General features: G+C 71.5%; 15 protein-coding genes and 1 pseudogene. 9 read left to right on the forward strand and 7 right to left on the reverse strand.

Going from position 1 to position 14,270, the window contains the following annotated elements:
* Nucleotides 1–2: 2 nt before the first annotated feature.
* Nucleotides 3–584, reverse strand: a complete 582-nt coding sequence (locus tag ABZ312_RS07565) for a hypothetical protein (RefSeq protein ID WP_500436771.1) — start codon at nt 582–584, stop codon at nt 3–5.
* A gap of 194 nt (nt 585–778) precedes the next feature.
* Between ABZ312_RS07565 and ABZ312_RS07570 the strand changes: the two genes are divergently transcribed.
* Nucleotides 779–1,471 carry a FadR/GntR family transcriptional regulator gene (locus ABZ312_RS07570; protein ID WP_500324731.1) on the forward strand — a complete coding sequence of 231 codons (693 nt, stop codon included), beginning with the start codon at nt 779–781 and terminating at the stop codon, nt 1,469–1,471.
* Nucleotides 1,472–1,522: 51 nt separating this feature from the next.
* Here the strand turns inward: ABZ312_RS07570 and ABZ312_RS07575 are convergent, their stop codons facing one another.
* The gene (locus ABZ312_RS07575; RefSeq protein WP_500324729.1) at nt 1,523–2,260 is read right to left on the reverse strand and encodes an SDR family NAD(P)-dependent oxidoreductase; all 738 of its coding nucleotides are present in this window, start codon (nt 2,258–2,260) and stop codon (nt 1,523–1,525) included.
* Nucleotides 2,261–2,395: 135 nt separating this feature from the next.
* Between ABZ312_RS07575 and ABZ312_RS07580 the strand changes: the two genes are divergently transcribed.
* From ABZ312_RS07580 to ABZ312_RS07600, 5 genes are all read left to right on the forward strand, one after another.
* On the forward strand, nt 2,396–3,037 hold the full coding sequence (locus ABZ312_RS07580) for a TetR/AcrR family transcriptional regulator (protein WP_500324727.1): 642 nt from the start codon (nt 2,396–2,398) through the stop codon (nt 3,035–3,037).
* Between the two features lie 139 nt (nt 3,038–3,176).
* Nucleotides 3,177–3,704, forward strand: coding sequence for an SRPBCC family protein (locus ABZ312_RS07585; RefSeq protein WP_500436773.1), 528 nt, complete (start codon nt 3,177–3,179; stop codon nt 3,702–3,704).
* Between the two features lie 49 nt (nt 3,705–3,753).
* Entirely contained in the window at nt 3,754–4,305 is a 552-nt protein-coding gene (locus ABZ312_RS07590; RefSeq protein WP_500436775.1) for a YrhB domain-containing protein, read from the forward strand.
* Between the two features lie 234 nt (nt 4,306–4,539).
* The gene (locus ABZ312_RS07595; RefSeq protein WP_500436777.1) at nt 4,540–5,283 is read left to right on the forward strand and encodes an HAD family hydrolase; all 744 of its coding nucleotides are present in this window, start codon (nt 4,540–4,542) and stop codon (nt 5,281–5,283) included.
* On the forward strand, nt 5,280–7,619 hold the full coding sequence (locus ABZ312_RS07600; protein ID WP_500324720.1) for a glycoside hydrolase family 65 protein: 2,340 nt from the start codon (nt 5,280–5,282) through the stop codon (nt 7,617–7,619). The genes ABZ312_RS07595 and ABZ312_RS07600 overlap by 4 nt, the downstream gene beginning before the upstream one ends.
* Nucleotides 7,620–7,677: 58 nt before the next feature.
* On the opposite strand, the gene ABZ312_RS07605 is transcribed toward ABZ312_RS07600, so the two are convergent.
* Nucleotides 7,678–8,046 (reverse strand): hypothetical protein, encoded by a 369-nt coding sequence (locus ABZ312_RS07605; protein WP_500436779.1) that lies wholly within the window; start codon nt 8,044–8,046, stop codon nt 7,678–7,680.
* Between the two features lie 68 nt (nt 8,047–8,114).
* A complete protein-coding gene (locus tag ABZ312_RS07610; RefSeq protein ID WP_499515882.1) occupies nt 8,115–9,329 on the reverse strand; it encodes an MFS transporter in 1,215 nt (404 codons plus the stop codon).
* A gap of 160 nt (nt 9,330–9,489) precedes the next feature.
* On the opposite strand from ABZ312_RS07610, the gene ABZ312_RS07615 reads away from it, so the two are divergent.
* Both ABZ312_RS07615 and ABZ312_RS07620 read left to right on the forward strand, forming a co-directional pair.
* Nucleotides 9,490–9,960 carry a MarR family winged helix-turn-helix transcriptional regulator gene (locus ABZ312_RS07615; protein WP_500324716.1) on the forward strand — a complete coding sequence of 157 codons (471 nt, stop codon included), beginning with the start codon at nt 9,490–9,492 and terminating at the stop codon, nt 9,958–9,960.
* A gap of 170 nt (nt 9,961–10,130) precedes the next feature.
* Nucleotides 10,131–10,958 (forward strand): aldo/keto reductase, encoded by an 828-nt coding sequence (locus ABZ312_RS07620; protein WP_500324714.1) that lies wholly within the window; start codon nt 10,131–10,133, stop codon nt 10,956–10,958.
* A gap of 63 nt (nt 10,959–11,021) precedes the next feature.
* On the opposite strand, the gene ABZ312_RS07625 is transcribed toward ABZ312_RS07620, so the two are convergent.
* On the reverse strand, nt 11,022–11,885 hold the full coding sequence (locus ABZ312_RS07625) for an alpha/beta fold hydrolase (protein ID WP_499515879.1): 864 nt from the start codon (nt 11,883–11,885) through the stop codon (nt 11,022–11,024).
* 38 nt (nt 11,886–11,923) lie between these two features.
* Complete coding sequence (locus ABZ312_RS07630) at nt 11,924–12,316, reverse strand: hypothetical protein (RefSeq protein WP_500324712.1); 393 nt, start codon at nt 12,314–12,316, stop codon at nt 11,924–11,926.
* Between the two features lie 385 nt (nt 12,317–12,701).
* Between ABZ312_RS07630 and ABZ312_RS07635 the strand changes: the two are divergent.
* Nucleotides 12,702–13,754 (forward strand): annotated as a pseudogene (locus tag ABZ312_RS07635) (molybdopterin dinucleotide binding domain-containing protein); the annotation flags it as partial.
* A gap of 64 nt (nt 13,755–13,818) precedes the next feature.
* On the opposite strand, the gene ABZ312_RS07640 reads toward ABZ312_RS07635, so the two are convergent.
* Nucleotides 13,819–14,238 (reverse strand): SRPBCC family protein, encoded by a 420-nt coding sequence (locus ABZ312_RS07640; RefSeq protein ID WP_499515876.1) that lies wholly within the window; start codon nt 14,236–14,238, stop codon nt 13,819–13,821.
* Between the last annotated feature and the right edge of the window lie 32 nt (nt 14,239–14,270).

Raw genomic sequence — 14,270 nt, forward strand, 5'->3', positions numbered from 1 at the left:
GGCTACCACCCCGCGCACAGGAGGCTGAAGGGCAGCGTCACGGAGAGCCCGCTCTCGCCGGCCTCGTCCCCGTAGGCGTCCAGGACGTCCGCCACCTCGGGCAGTTGCGGACGCAGCGCGGCCACCAGGTCGCCGATGCCCACGGTGACCCCGTTGAGCCGGAAGTTCGTCAGGAGCATCGCCGCACGCCGGTTGCGCTTGTCGAACCAGTAGCGGCCGTCCCAGGAGACGTACGGGACCGCGCCGGTGGTGGACTGCACGCTCCAGTGGTCGCGCTGGTAGTAGCGGCACACGGGGAGGGCGAGCGCGAAGCGGGCGGGTTCGGCGAGCAGGAAGCGGACGGCGCCGCCGTTGTCGAGGGTGATGTCGCGCTTGGAGTACTCCACGCACACCGGGTCGGACAGCCAGAGCCACGGGGCGGGGGTCTCGCCCTCCCCGTACGCGTGCCAGTCGCAGGCGGCGGCGAACGGCGGCTCGGAGTACGGGTCGGGAGCGTTGGCCGAGGCGGGGGCGGTGGCGGTCACCGCGAACAGGGCGGCCGCGGCCAGGGTCAGCAGGCGTGAGGAACGGCGGAAACGGGGCATGGGCAGACTCCGGCGGTCGTGGGGACGGGGCATACGGGGCCTGGGCACCACGCAGGATGCCGCTGACGCGACGTCAGGGCAAGAGGTTGCACACAGACTCATTGAATGAGTGGCTCATCCACTGCCTGAGTGTGTTGACGCGGTCCCCGTTGCTCAGTGGGCTTGGACCGGACCGCTTCGAGAGGACGACCACGGTGGAGCCACTGCCCCGCGAGACCATCGTCGACGTGCTGGAACGCCGCCTGCAGGAGGACATCCTGGGCGGCACCCACCCCGCCGGCACCCTGCTGCCCCCGGAACAACGCCTCGCCGAGGGCTACGGCGTCACCCGCACCACGGTGAAGCACGCCTTCGGCCGGCTCACCCAGGCCGGTCTCCTGGAGACCCGCCACGGCGTCGGCACCCGGGTCCGCGACTACCTGCGCCTCGGCGGTGCGGACCTGTTGCCCATGCTCGTACGGCACAACCCCGGGTGGCTGGCCGACATCTTCGAAGTCCGTGCCGGTGTCGGCACGTTGATCGCCGAACGCGCCGCCGTCAAGGCCACTCCCCCGCAACGCGCCCGGCTGCGCACCCTCCTGGACGCCGTCGGCACCGCCGCCGACCCCGACGCCGTCCAACTGGCCGACGCCGAGGTCCACCGCGCCCTCGCCCAGGCCACCGGCAACCGCGTCTACGTGCTCCTCACCAACACCCTCTTCGCCGCCTACCTGCCGTTGCGCGCCCGCCTGGTCGCCCCCTTCCGCGACCCGGCGGAGGCGGCCGCCCGCCTGGAACCCCTCGTCACCGCCGTCATCGACGGTGCCGCGACCACGGCCCGCACGGCGGCCCAGGCGTACCTCGCCGAGACGCAGCGCATCATGCTGGAGTCGCTGGAGCCGTCCTGAGCCGAGCGGACCGCCGCGGAAGGGTTCCCCGGTCCGCGGCGGCCGGCCTCGTCAGCGGGCCTGGTCGGTGGGCCGGATCAGGATCTCGTTCACCGCGACGTGGTCGGGCTGGGTGACCGCGTACAGGACGGCGGCGGCGATGTCCTCGGGCTGCAGGGTCCGCATGGACTCGGCCATGCTCTTGGCCATGGCCTGGATCGCCGGGTCGGTGATGTGGCTGGTCAGCTCGGTCGAGACGAAGCCGGGTTCGACCAGGACGACCCGGACGCCCTGTTCGGTGACCTCCTGACGGAGCGACTCCGCGAAGGCGGTGACGCCGAACTTGGTGGCCGAGTACACGCCGCTCGCGGCCGTCGCCGTGCGCCCCGAGGTCGAGGAGACCTGGACCACGGCCCCCTTGCGCTCCAGCAGGTGGGGCAGGGCGGCGTGGACCGCGTACATCGAGCCCAGCAGGTTGGTCTCGACCATGCGCGTCCACTCGGTGGTGTCCGCACCGAGGATCGGGCCGCTGAGCATGACGCCCGCGTTGTTGACCAGGATGTCGAGACCTCCGAAGCGCTCGACGGCCGCCGCGACCGCGTCGCGCACCGATGCGTGGTCGGTGACGTCCAGATCGATGGCAAGCATCTCGCCGGGGGCGTCCTGCACGAGGTCCTTCAGCCGGTCGGCCCGCCGGGCCCCGACCGCGACCAGGGCGCCGGCCTTCGACAGGGCGATGGCCGTGGCCCGGCCGATGCCCGAGGACGCGCCGGTGACGAGGACGACCTTGCCTTCCAGGGTGCCGCTCACGTTGTTCTCCCAGGGGTTCGTGTTCGTGGTTCGCGACCCGGGCAGAAGGTGACCGCCGGGTCATGTTGAGCGTAACAGCTAACCTGACCCTCCGGTCACGTTGGTGATAGGCTCCACACCTGGGAGGAGGCGCGGATGAGCGGGACGACAGCCACTCCGGGCCAGCGGGCGGACATGGTGCGCAACCGACGCCTGCTGCTCGAGGCGGCGACGGCGGCGTTCGCCGAGCGCGGGGTCGACGTGCCGATCGGTGAGATCGCCCAGCGGGCCGGCCTCGCCAAGGGCACCGTCTTCCGGCACTTCGCCTCGAAGGAGGACCTCCTCGCGGCGATCATGCTCCAGTTGCTCGACCAGCTCGTCGGCTCGGCCGGCCGCCTCCTGGAGGCCGACGACTCGGGGGCGGCGCTGCGCGAGTTCATGACCGACGGCGTCGAGGCGCTCGCCACCGACCGCGCGTTCTGCGAGGTGATCGGCCGCCCGTCACTGCAGCACGCCGAGGTCCGCGACCGCATCGCCCTGCTCTGCGACGCCGCCGAGGCGCTCACGGCCCGGGCGCGCGAGCAAGGCGCCGTGCGCGGCGACATCACGGGGACCGACGTCGTCCTGCTGCTCGGCGGGATCCACCAGACGGCGGCACCGCTGCTCCCCATCCAGCCGCAGGCGTGGCGCCGCTACCTCGCGCTGGCCTTCGACGGGCTGCGCGCCGCCGACTCCGGGCCCTTGCCGGAACCGCCACCCGCGCGCCTGGAGATCGCCGACCCCGCGACGTCGCCGTAGGGCACACGCACCCACCCCTCCCCCGACCAGCGGAACATCGGGCCCGCCGGCGCATGCCGCCGGCGGGTCTTGACCGCATCCATGCCCATGGGAGAGCATTGCTCTCATTAAGAAGCACTGCTCTCGACGGGGGATGGGGATGAAGCTGTTCTACGCGGGCCCGCCGCTCGGGGAACTGCACGAGGAGTACGCGAAGAAGGGCCGGCTGGACGAGCGCGCCCCGGTCAGGTCGACCAGTTCGGTCACCGTTGACGCACCGGTCGCCACGGTGTGGCGGCTCGTCAGCGACCTGCGGGCCTGGGACACCTGGCGCTCCGACGCCCGCGTCGTCGAGCTCGGGGCCGTGGAACCGGACGCACGCTTTCGCTGGAAGCTGCGGGGGACGCGCATCACGTCCTCCTTCGCCGTGGTGGCGCCCGAGCGGGAGCTGTCGTGGACCGGGCTGGCGATGGGCTGGATGAAGGCGGTCGACCGGATGCGGATGGCACCCACGGACGACGGCCGGACGGTCGTCACGATCGAGGAGTCGCTCTCCGGGCCGCTCCTCACGCTGTTCTACGACAGCACACGGCTCCGCAGGGGCCACGAGGAGATACTCCGCATGCTCAAGGCCGCCACGGAGGAGAGCGCGGAGGAGAGCAGGGCCTCGTGCCGGCCGGGGACCTAGGACCAAGGACCACTGGCCCGGTCCGCGCCGGTTGCGGGATGCTCCCCGCATGATCGAGCGCGAGGACGCGGTCCGGAGGGTCCAGGAGCACCTGGACCGGTGCTTCCCGGGGCGCATGGCGGTGGTGGAGGCCGAGGACCACGAACTGGTGTGGGTCGTCGTCTACCAGTCCGCGGAGTACGTCAGGACCGGCGACGCGGAGCATCTCCTGGCCGGCAACGGACCGTACCTGGTGGACCGTGCCGACGGCCGCATGCACGCGATCGGACCTGTGGACTACCTCATGGGCGGATGGGAGGACGAGTACCGGGCGCGTGTCCGCCGACTGCCGGTGCGGACCGCGGTGGACGATCTGGACGACGGGATACGCACGTCGGTGGCCGCCCGCGGCCGCGTGTTCGCCATGGTCGAGCTGCGGGAACGGATACCGGCGCTCACCCCCGCCGACGCCTTGGCCTACGTGACGGCCGTTCAGGCCGCCCGCCCCGCGCCGCGGCGTCCGCTCGCCGTCGTCAGCGAGGCCCTGGTGCCGTACCGGGAGCCCGTGATCAAGCCCGTCCCCCAGAGACGCGAAGACGCCGGTCAGGACGGGGGAACCTGACCGGCGCCGGTCTGCGTTGCGGGGCCGCGGTGGCGGTCGCCCCCGGCGAGGGGCTCCGTGGGGCTTCAGCCGAACGATCGTCCCCACGGGCGAAGGGATGAGGCCCGGGGTCACTGGCCCACTCACGGCACCCGCATTATGTCGAACCGTGCCCCGGCCCGGATTGTTCCCGCGTCCCGGTGGTCCGCGGCCGCGGAAGGCATGCCCGGGGCCCGCTGCGGGGAAGCGCGTTGCATGACGAAGACCGGTCTCCCGGAGGGCATCCGGGCCTGCCTGTTCGATCTCGACGGAGTGCTGACCAAGACCGCGGTCGTGCACGCCGCCGCCTGGAAGGAGGTGTTCGACGACTTCCTGCGGCACCGGGAGGGTGCGGACTTCCGCCCCTTCGACAAGGTGACCGACTACGACGAGTACGTCGACGGCCGCCCACGCGCGGACGGCGTGCGGGCCTTCCTGGCCTCGCGCGGCATCGAACTGCCCGAGGGCTCCGCGGACGACCCGCCCGAGCGCGACACGGTGCACGGGGTGGGCAACCGCAAGAACGTGATCCTGCTGGAGAAGATCCGCAGCGAGGGCGTCGAGGCCTACCCGGGCTCGGTCCGCTACGTGAAGGCCGTACGGGCCGCCGGCCTGCGGACGGCCGTGGTGTCCTCCAGCGCCAACTGCCGCGACGTGCTGGTCGCGGTCGGCATCGAGGACCTCTTCGACGTGCGCATCGACGGTGTGGTGGCCGCCGAGCGCAAGCTCCCCGGGAAACCGCACCCCGACACCTTCCTTGAGGCGGCGCGCAAGTTCGGGGTGGAGGCGAAGGCGGCGGTGGTCTTCGAGGACGCGCTGGCCGGCATGGACGCCGGCCGCTCCGGCCACTTCGGGTACGTCGTGGGGGTGGACCGGGTGGGCCAGGCCGACGCCCTGCGCGCGCACGGCGCCGACATCGTCGTACGGGACCTCGCCGAGCTGCTGGAGGCGGACGCGTGATCAGCCACTCCTCCTACGTGGTCGAGCCGTGGTGCCTGCGTGAGACGGAGCTGGACCTCGACGTGCTCGCCCAGAGCGAGTCCGTGTTCGCCCTCTCCAACGGCCACGTCGGCTGGCGCGGCAACCTCGACGAGGGCGAGCCGCACGGACTGCCCGGCTCCTATCTGAACGGTGTCCACGAACGGCACCCGCTGCCCTACGCGGAGGCGGGTTACGGCTACCCGGAGGCCGGCCAGACCGTCATCAACGTCACCAACGGCAAGATCATCCGGCTGCTCGTCAACGACGAGCCGTTCGACGTGCGCTACGGGCGGCTCGTCTCGCATGAACGCGTCCTCGACCTGCGCGCGGGGCATCTGCGCCGCACCTGCGAATGGACCTCCCCCGCCGGCTGCACCATCCGGGTGACCTCGACCCGCCTGATCTCGCTCACCCAGCGGTCCATCGCCGCGGTGGTGTACGAGGTCGAGGCCGTGGACGACGTGCGCCTGGTCGTCCAGTCCGAGCTGGTGGCCAACGAGCAGCTGCCGACGACCTCGGGCGACCCCCGGGTCTCGGCCGTGCTGGACTCCCCCTTGCAGCCGGAGGAGAACCTGGCACTGGACAACCGTCTGCGCCTGGTGCACTCGACCTCGGTCACCGGACTGCGGGTCGCGGTGGCGGCCGACCACGCCGTGGAGGGGCCGCCGTCCACCCGGAGCTTCAGCGAGAGCAACGACGACACCAGCCGGCTCACCGTCACCTCGTCCCTGGCGGCCGGGGAGAAGCTGCGCCTGGAGAAGATGGTCTCCTACGGCTGGTCCCAGGTCCGTTCGCTGCCCGCCGTGCGCGACCAGGTGGAGGCGGCGCTCGCGGGCGCCCGCAGCACGGGCTGGCAGGGGCTGTGCGACGAGCAGCGCGACTACCTCGACGCGTTCTGGGCGCGGGCGGACGTGGAGATCGACGGCGACGCCGAGATCCAGCAGGCGGTCCGTTTCGCCATGTTCCACGTCCTGCAGGCGGGTGCGCGCGCCGAGCAGCGTGCGATCCCGTCGAAGGGCCTGACGGGCTCGGGCTACGACGGGCACTCCTTCTGGGACACGGAGACCTTCGTCCTTCCGCTGCTCACCCTGACCTCGCCGGAGTCCGTCGCGGAGGCCCTGCGCTGGCGCCGTGCCACCCTGCCCGCCGCCCGGGAGCGCGCCCACCAGCTCGGCCTCGAGGGCGCCGCCTTCCCGTGGCGCACGATCGACGGCTCGGAGGGCTCGGGCTACTGGCCGGCGGGAACGGCCGCGTTCCACATCAACGCGGACATCGCCGACGCCGTCGTCCGCTACGTCTCCCTCACCGGCGACGAGGACTTCGAGCGCGAAACGGGTGTGGAGCTCCTGGTGGAGACCGCGCGCATGTGGCACTCCCTCGGTCACCACGACCCCCACGGGAACTTCCACATCGACGGGGTCACCGGGCCCGACGAGTACAGCGCCATCGCGGACGACAACGTCTACACCAACCTGATGGCCCAGGCGAACCTGCGCGCCGCCGCCGACGTCGTCGAACGCCACACCAAGGAGGGCGCGGCCCTCGGCGTCGACGACGAGGAGACGGCCGCCTGGCGGGACGCGGCCGCGGCCATGACCGTCCCCTACGACAGCGCGCTCGGCGTCCACGAGCAGTCGGCGGGCTTCACCCGGCACCAGATGTGGGACTTCTCCACCACGCAGCCCGACCAGTACCCGCTGATGCTGCACTTCCCCTACTTCGACCTGTACCGCAGGCAGGTGGTCAAGCAGGCGGACCTGGTACTGGCCATGGTCAAGCAACCGGAGGCCTTCGACGACGAGCAGAAGGCACGGAACTTCGCCTACTACGAGCCGATGACGGTGCGGGACTCGTCCCTTTCGGCGTCGACGCAGGCGATCATGGCCGCCGAGGTCGGTCATCTGCGCCTCGCCTACGACTACCTGGGCGAGGCGGCGCTGATGGACCTGCACGACCTGGAGAACAACACCCGTGACGGCCTGCACATCGCCTCCCTCGCCGGCACCTGGGCCGCGCTGGTCGGCGGCTTCGGCGGGATGCGGTACCGGGACGGCTGCGCCGCCTTCGCACCGCGGCTGCCGGAGAAGCTGCGGCGGCTCGCCTTCACCCTGCAGGTGCGGGGGCGGCGGCTGAGGGTGGAGATCACCGGCGCGGCGGCGACGTACACCCTGCTGGACGGGGAGCCGCTCGAGCTCTACCACTACGACGACGGGTTCACGCTCACCGTCGACCGCCCGCAGACGCGCAAGGTGCCGACCCTGCGCACGCGTCAGGCGCCGGAACAGCCGCCGGGCCGCAGTCCCCGGCACCGCTGACCTCCCCGCGTGCGCGGCGGGTGCGCGGCGCCGGTCCCCGAGGGGGCCCGGCGCCGGGTCAGCGCCCGGGGAAGTGGGGCAGGACCTCCTCGGCGAGTTCGTGCAGTACCTCCGCGACCGGGCGGTCCCCCGGACGGAGGTTGAGGGAGACGTGGGCGACGCCCAGGTCCGCCATCGCGCCCAGGTGTTCGACGAGGGCGGTGCGCCCGGTACGCAGGCCGAGGCGGATCAGGGCGCTGAAGCCGAGGCGGTCGGCGAGCCGGGCGAGGTCGGCGTGACCGCTCAGGTCCGGCACCCCGAAGGGGCGCCCGGCCTGCTGGTCGGCGGCACGGCGGCCGGCTCCCCAGTCGTTGTCCAGGGGCAGTTCGAGTCCGAGGGTGAGCCGCTGGTGCGCGCCGGTGAGGCGGGTGAGGGCGGTGCTGGTCATGGTGCGGGCCTTCGTCGGTGCGGTGTCGGGGCCGGGACCGGCGGTGCCTGTGGTCCCGGCCCCCGCGGTCAGTGCCGGGAGGTGAGGGCCGGCTGCTCGGCGGGCGCGGCCCCGGTGACGACCCGGCTGGTCCGGCCGCCGCGGCCCTTCTCCAGTGCAGCGGAGACGACCGCGAGCACGAGGGCGGAGGCGGTGAGGACGGCCCCGACGAGGTTCGGCGCGGTGTAGCCGAAGCCCGCGGCGATGACGACCCCGCCGAGCCAGGCGGACAGCGCGTTGCCGAGGTTGAAGGCGCCGATGTTGACGGCCGAGGCCAGGGTGGGTGCGCCGGACGCCTGGTCCAGGACCCGCTTCTGCAGCGGCGGCACCGTCGCGAAGCCCAGGGCGCCGATGAGGAGGATCGTCACGCCGGCCGTGACCTCGTTGTGGGCGGTGAGGGTGAACAGCGCCAGCACGGCGGCCAGGGAGCCCAGCGCCGTGTACAGCATCGGCATCAGGGCGCGGTCGGCGTACTTGCCGCCGACCAGGTTGCCGACGACCATGCCCGCGCCAAACAGGACCAGCAGCCAGGTGATGGAGGAGTCGGCGAACCCGGTGACCTCGGTCATCATGGGCGCGATGTAGGTGATGGCCGCGAAGACGCCGCCAAAGCCGAGCACGGTCATCGCCATGGCCAGCAGGACCTGGACGTTGCGGAAGGCGCCCAGTTCGTGGCGCAGGCGCACGCCCTGCGGCTTCGGCATGTCGGGCACCAGCTTGAGGACGCCGGCCAGGCCGACGACGCCGAGGCCCGCGACGACGAAGAAGGTCACGCGCCAGCCGGCGTTCTGACCGATGAAGGTGCCCAGCGGCACGCCGATCACGTTGGCCACGGTGAGGCCGGCGAACATCATCGAGATCGCGCGCGCCTTCTTCTCCGGGGCCACCAGGTCGGCGGCGACGACCGAGCCGATGCCGAAGAAGGCGCCGTGCGTGAAGGAGGCGAGGATGCGCCCGGCCATCATCACGCCGAAGGCGGGTGCCAGGGCGGAGACCAGGTTGCCGAGCACGAACAGGCCCATGAGCAGCATGAGCATGTTCTTGCGGGACACCTTGGTGCCGAGCAGCGTCATGATCGGCGCGCCGATCATGACGCCGAGTCCGTAGCCGGTCACGAGCAGGCCGGCGGTGGGGACGGAGACCCCGAAGTCGGAGGCGACCTCGGGCAGCAGGCCCATGATCACGAATTCGGTGGTTCCGATCCCGAAAGCCCCGATGGCGAGGGCCAGGAGCGCGAGAGGCATGGCGGAGACCTTCCAGATGTTGCAGTGGCACCTAACAAGCGAAAACAATAATTGCAGACGCGCTATAACGTCAAACGCTGGACATCTCCGGGCGGCGGCTTACCATGGCCAGTGACGACGAACAGCCTTCACCCGCAGCCGCTGCACAAAGGGGACCTCGATGACCGCCACCGATCCGGCCCTGACCGCCCTCGCCCAGGGGTGGCACGCCCTGTCGCTCCTGCACGGACGGATCGAGGGGCGGATCGAGAAGCAGCTCCAGGTTCACCACGACCTCAGCGTGCGCGAGTACTCCCTGCTCGACGTCCTCAGCCGTCAGCACGACGGGGAGGGCGGCCACCTGCAGATGCGCCAGGTCGCCGACGCCGTCGTACTGAGCCAGTCGGCGACGACCCGCCTGGTCACCCGGCTGGAGGACCGCGGCCTGCTGGCCCGCTACCTCTGCCCCACCGACCGGCGCGGCATCTACACGGACGTGACGGAGGCCGGCCTGAAGCTGCTGGAGGAGGCCCGGCCGACGAACAACGCGGCGCTGCGCTCGGCGATGGACGACGCGGCACTCGTCCCGGAGCTCGCCCCCCTGGTCAAGGCGGTGGAGGACCTGCAGGGCGCGAAGGTCCCGGCTTCCTGACCCGGCCATTCCGCGCACGAACTTATTCCGCGTTTGCAATTAACCGCGTGCGCAACTAATCTGGTCGTGGAGCACGGGAAGGGCGCGTCCCCCGCCCCCTCCCGGGACGTTCACCCGTCCGCACTCGCACCGGCACCCATCGCCGGCCGCGACGCGAAAGGATCTGCACCATGACCACCCCCACCCCGGACATCACGCTGAACAACGGCGTCACCATGCCGCAGCTCGGCTTCGGCGTCTTCCAGGTGCCCGACGCCGACACCGCGACCGCCGTCACCTCGGCCCTGGAGAGCGGCTACCGCAGCATCGACACCGCGGCGATCTACGGCAACGAGGCCGGCGTCGGCCAGGCCCTCGCCGCCTCGGGCATCGCCCGTGACGAACTGTTCGTCACCACCAAGCTGTGGAACGGCGACCAGGGCTACGACAGCACCCTCGCCGCCTTCGACGCCTCCCTCGCCAAGCTCGGCCTCGACCACGTGGACCTCTACCTGATCCACTGGCCGGCCCCGGCCCGTGACACCTACCTGGACACCTGGCGCGCCTTCGAGAGGATCCACGCCGAGGGCCGGGCCCGCGCCATCGGCGTCTCGAACTTCCAGCCCGCGCACCTGCAGCGGCTCATCGACAACGGCGACGTCGTGCCCGCCGTCAACCAGGTGGAGCTGCACCCCCAACTGCAGCAGGCCGAGCTGCGCGCCTTCCACGCCCGGCACGGCATCGCCACGGAGGCATGGAGCCCGCTCGCCCAGGGCGCCGTCCTGAAGGACCCGGTCATCACCGGCATCGCCGGCCGCCTGGGCAGGACCCCGGCCCAGGTGATCCTGCGCTGGCACCTGCAGCTCGGCAACGTGGTCATCCCCAAGTCGGTGACCCCCGAGCGGATCCGCGAGAACCTCGACGTCTTCGACTTCGTGCTCTCCGACGCCGACGTCGCGGCGATCACCGCCCTCGACAACGGCACCCGCATCGGCCCGGACCCCGACGCCTTCAACTGATCGCCCGGCCACGGGCCGCGGGGCACCCCGCGGCCCGGCGGGCGGCAGCGTACGGCGCGTGCCTCAGGAGGCGGTGCGCTCCTCGATCCGCCGCAGCGCCTGCTTGAGGTACCCGGCAAAGCGCGGGTAGTTCTCGCTCATCGGGAAGTGCCCGATCTCCTTCATCTCGATGAACTCGGCCCCGCGGATCTGCTCCGCGGTACGGGCCCCGTCCTCGGGGGTGGTCAGGTAGTCGTACTCGCCGGTGAGCATGACGACCGGGCAGCGCTCCCCGTCGATCTCCCCCAGCCTGCCCCGGAGGTCGTGGTCGACGGAGTAGAAGTACAGGTCGCCCTTGAACGCCTCCGAGCCCTGGCTGTAGTAGAACCAGGTCGCCCAGCGGTCCGCGTCGGGCGACTGCGGGGCCATGAGGTCCCACACCCCGCTGGCGCAGACCTGCGCCGCGTTGGCGTGGGGATGCTGCCACCAGTCGAGGTAGAAGCCGGGAGAGTAGTCCGCACCCTCCACGGGGATGACCGCCTTGAAGCGGTCCGGGTGCCGCAGCGCCAGTTGCAGGGCCACGTTCCCGCCGAAGGAGGAGCCCATGAAGATCGGGTCCTCCAGACCCAGCGCGTCGCAGAACGCGGTGATGAAGGCGACGTAGTGGTCGGCGGTGAGCTTGTACTCCTCCTTCCACCACTCCTTGTTCAGCGGCGGGTCGGACTTGCCGTGGCGGGCGAGGTCGTAGGCGATGACGCGGTGGTTCGCGGTGATCTCCTCGTCCTCCAGGAGGCCGCGCCACTGGTGGTTGTGGCAGCCCGCCGTGTGCTGGCACACCAGCGGCTGTCCCTGGCCGTTCTCCAGGTAGAAGACCTTGTACTGGACGTCCTCCACGTCGATCGTGACGTAGTGGCCGGTCACCGGGGAGATACGGGAGGCGGTGCTCATCGAGGGGTCCTTTCGGCGGTGCGGGGCGGAACGGTGGTTCAGCCCAGCGGGCCGGTGAGGCGGAGCAGTTCCAGCTGACGGGTGAGGCAGCGCAGGTTCTGCATGAGGACCAGCAGGTCGCCCTCCAGCCGCATGTCCCGCTGGAAGCTCGCCGCCCAGATGCCGTGGTACATCGGCTTCGGCACCGGCGAGCAGAACTCCCGCCAGGTCGCGGCGCCGGCCCTGATGGCGAAGTCGTAGGCGGTGAGCGGCTCGGGATCGACGACGAGGTCCTCCACCCGGCCGCGGTGCATGCGCACCAGGAAGGCGTGCCGTTCCATGTCCAGTAGATAGGTGCAGCTGAAGTACGCCCCGTGCGCCCGCAGCTCCGCGTCGCCGTCACTGAGCCGGCGGAACTCCTCCACCGGCCCCTGTGCCGTTGCCGTCGCCATGTCCTCTCCTCGCTGACGTCGATCTTTGCGCCCAGCTAATACACCGCCAGGTGCGCGCGGGCGGGGGCACGCCGTCACGTCCCCCGCACGCACCCCGGCAAAGCGTCCGGTGGTGGCACCACCACCCCGCACGGCGCGCCCACCAGGCGGGCCTCGCGGCGGGCCCGCCCTCCTGGTGCACCTCCGGGGAGGACAGCGCCCCAGATGCCCTCATAGGATAAAGATCATCATTGAATGCCACATTTGCCCCGAAGGTGATCGGTATGAGCGTCCAGGGCGTGAACGAGCCGATGGCACCCGGCGACGGCCGGCCCGAGGTACCGCCGACCGGCGGTGCGGGTGCCGCCGACGACAAGCGGCCGTCCCAGCACGACTACCACCACCCCGCCGCAGCCTGGGGCGCGAGGGCGCCGGCCCCTCCCCCGTGCGCGGGCACAGCAACGTCCAGGGCAACCGCACGTGCGGCATCGACCACCGGCCGGCCGAGGCCTTCCTGGACCGGCTCGCCGCGGTCTGCGGCATCGACCCGCCCCGGGAGCACGAGGTGTTCGTCGGGATGGGCGGCAATTTCGTGCTCGCCGCGCCCGACACCCCGTACACGGCCCAGGGCCTGGCCAAGTGCGCCCTGACGGCGCACGTGAGCACCAAGCTCAACCGGAGCCACCTCGTCCACGGCAGGCAGGCCCTGATCCTGCCGTGCCTGGGCCGCACCGAGAAGGACGAGCAGCGGCGCGGACTGCAGGCCACGTCCGTCGAGGACTCCATGAGCATGGTCCACCTGTCCGTCGGCATGAAGCGGCCCGCCTCGCCCCACCTGCTGTCCGAACCGGCCATCATCGCCGGCATGGCGCGCGCCGCCCTCCCCGGCAGTTCCACGCCGTGGGAGCACTACGTCGAGGACTACGACCGGATCCGCGACACCATGGCCAAGGTCCTGGACGGGTTCGAGGACTTCAACCGTCGTGTCCGGCTCCCCCTGGGCTTCCGGATCCGCCAGCCCGCGCGCGAACTGGTCTTCTTCACGCCCTCCGGGCGTGCCGAGTTCTCCAGCGCGCCGCTGCCGGACGTGGTGCCCCGCGACGGGATGCTCGTCCTGCAGACGATGCGCTCCCACGACCAGTGGAACACCACCATCTACTCGGACGACGACCGCTACCGCGGCGTGAAGAACCTGCGCACCCTCGTCCTGATGAACCCGGCCGACATGCGGGCCCGGGACATCGAGCCCGGCACCCTCGTCGACATCACGGCGACGGCCAAGGACGGCAGCCGGCGCACGCTCACCGGCTACCGCGCGCTGCCCTACGACATGCCCCGCGACTGCGCGGCCGGCTACATGCCGGAGATGAACGCGCTCATCGCCGCGAACGACTACAGCACCCAGAGCGACCAGCCGCTGATGAAGAGCGTCCGGGTCACCATCGGCCCCACCGGCTGAGGCGCCTGCCGTCACCACGATGCTCCCCCGCCACCGGGCGTGACGGGGGAGCGTCGGCGCGGGTTCAGCCCGCGAGCGTGCCGTGGAGCGCTTCGAGGCCGTCGCGGTAGATGCCGGTGAACAGCTCGACCACCTCCGCCTCGCCGGCACCGTCGGGGACGAACCGGCCGCTCCACACGACCTCCGCGACCTCCGGCTGCCCGGGTACGGCGTGGACCCGCAGGTCGGAGACGTACCCGGTCACGGGGAAGGGCGCCTGAAGGATCGCGTACGCGTAGTGGCGCTCGGCTTCGTTGAAGGCCACCATGCGCTCGACGATCACCTCGCCGTCGGGGTTGCGGAGCCTGCGCACCCGCCCGCCCTCCAGTGGGGTGCTCTCGGGGATGAACGGGAGCCAGTCGGGCAGCGCGTGGAAGCCGCCGATCAGGTCCCAGACGCGTTCGGGCGACGCGGGCACGACTCGGCTGACCGAGGTGGACGCCATGGTCTTTCTCCTTGGCTTGTGGGGGGGCGAGG

It is taken from the genome of Streptomyces sp. NPDC006207 (genome assembly GCF_040613835.1).
In the GTDB taxonomy this organism is placed as follows: domain Bacteria; phylum Actinomycetota; class Actinomycetes; order Streptomycetales; family Streptomycetaceae; genus Actinacidiphila.

What these genes read in the sequence shown, in the direction of transcription:
- ABZ312_RS07585 (WP_500436773.1), top strand. Translation starts at nt 3,177, where the DNA reads ATGAAGCTGTTCTACGCGGGCCCGCCGCTCGGGGAACTGCACGAGGAG.
- ABZ312_RS07605 (WP_500436779.1), bottom strand. Translation starts at nt 8,046, where the DNA reads ATGACCAGCACCGCCCTCACCCGCCTCACCGGCGCGCACCAGCGGCTC.
- ABZ312_RS07595 (WP_500436777.1), top strand. Translation starts at nt 4,540, where the DNA reads ATGACGAAGACCGGTCTCCCGGAGGGCATCCGGGCCTGCCTGTTCGAT.
- ABZ312_RS07620 (WP_500324714.1), top strand. Translation starts at nt 10,131, where the DNA reads ATGACCACCCCCACCCCGGACATCACGCTGAACAACGGCGTCACCATG.
- ABZ312_RS07590 (WP_500436775.1), top strand. Translation starts at nt 3,754, where the DNA reads ATGATCGAGCGCGAGGACGCGGTCCGGAGGGTCCAGGAGCACCTGGAC.
- ABZ312_RS07615 (WP_500324716.1), top strand. Translation starts at nt 9,490, where the DNA reads ATGACCGCCACCGATCCGGCCCTGACCGCCCTCGCCCAGGGGTGGCAC.
- ABZ312_RS07630 (WP_500324712.1), bottom strand. Translation starts at nt 12,316, where the DNA reads ATGGCGACGGCAACGGCACAGGGGCCGGTGGAGGAGTTCCGCCGGCTC.
- ABZ312_RS07610 (WP_499515882.1), bottom strand. Translation starts at nt 9,329, where the DNA reads ATGCCTCTCGCGCTCCTGGCCCTCGCCATCGGGGCTTTCGGGATCGGA.
- ABZ312_RS07565 (WP_500436771.1), bottom strand. Translation starts at nt 584, where the DNA reads ATGCCCCGTTTCCGCCGTTCCTCACGCCTGCTGACCCTGGCCGCGGCC.
- ABZ312_RS07580 (WP_500324727.1), top strand. Translation starts at nt 2,396, where the DNA reads ATGAGCGGGACGACAGCCACTCCGGGCCAGCGGGCGGACATGGTGCGC.
- ABZ312_RS07625 (WP_499515879.1), bottom strand. Translation starts at nt 11,885, where the DNA reads ATGAGCACCGCCTCCCGTATCTCCCCGGTGACCGGCCACTACGTCACG.
- ABZ312_RS07640 (WP_499515876.1), bottom strand. Translation starts at nt 14,238, where the DNA reads ATGGCGTCCACCTCGGTCAGCCGAGTCGTGCCCGCGTCGCCCGAACGC.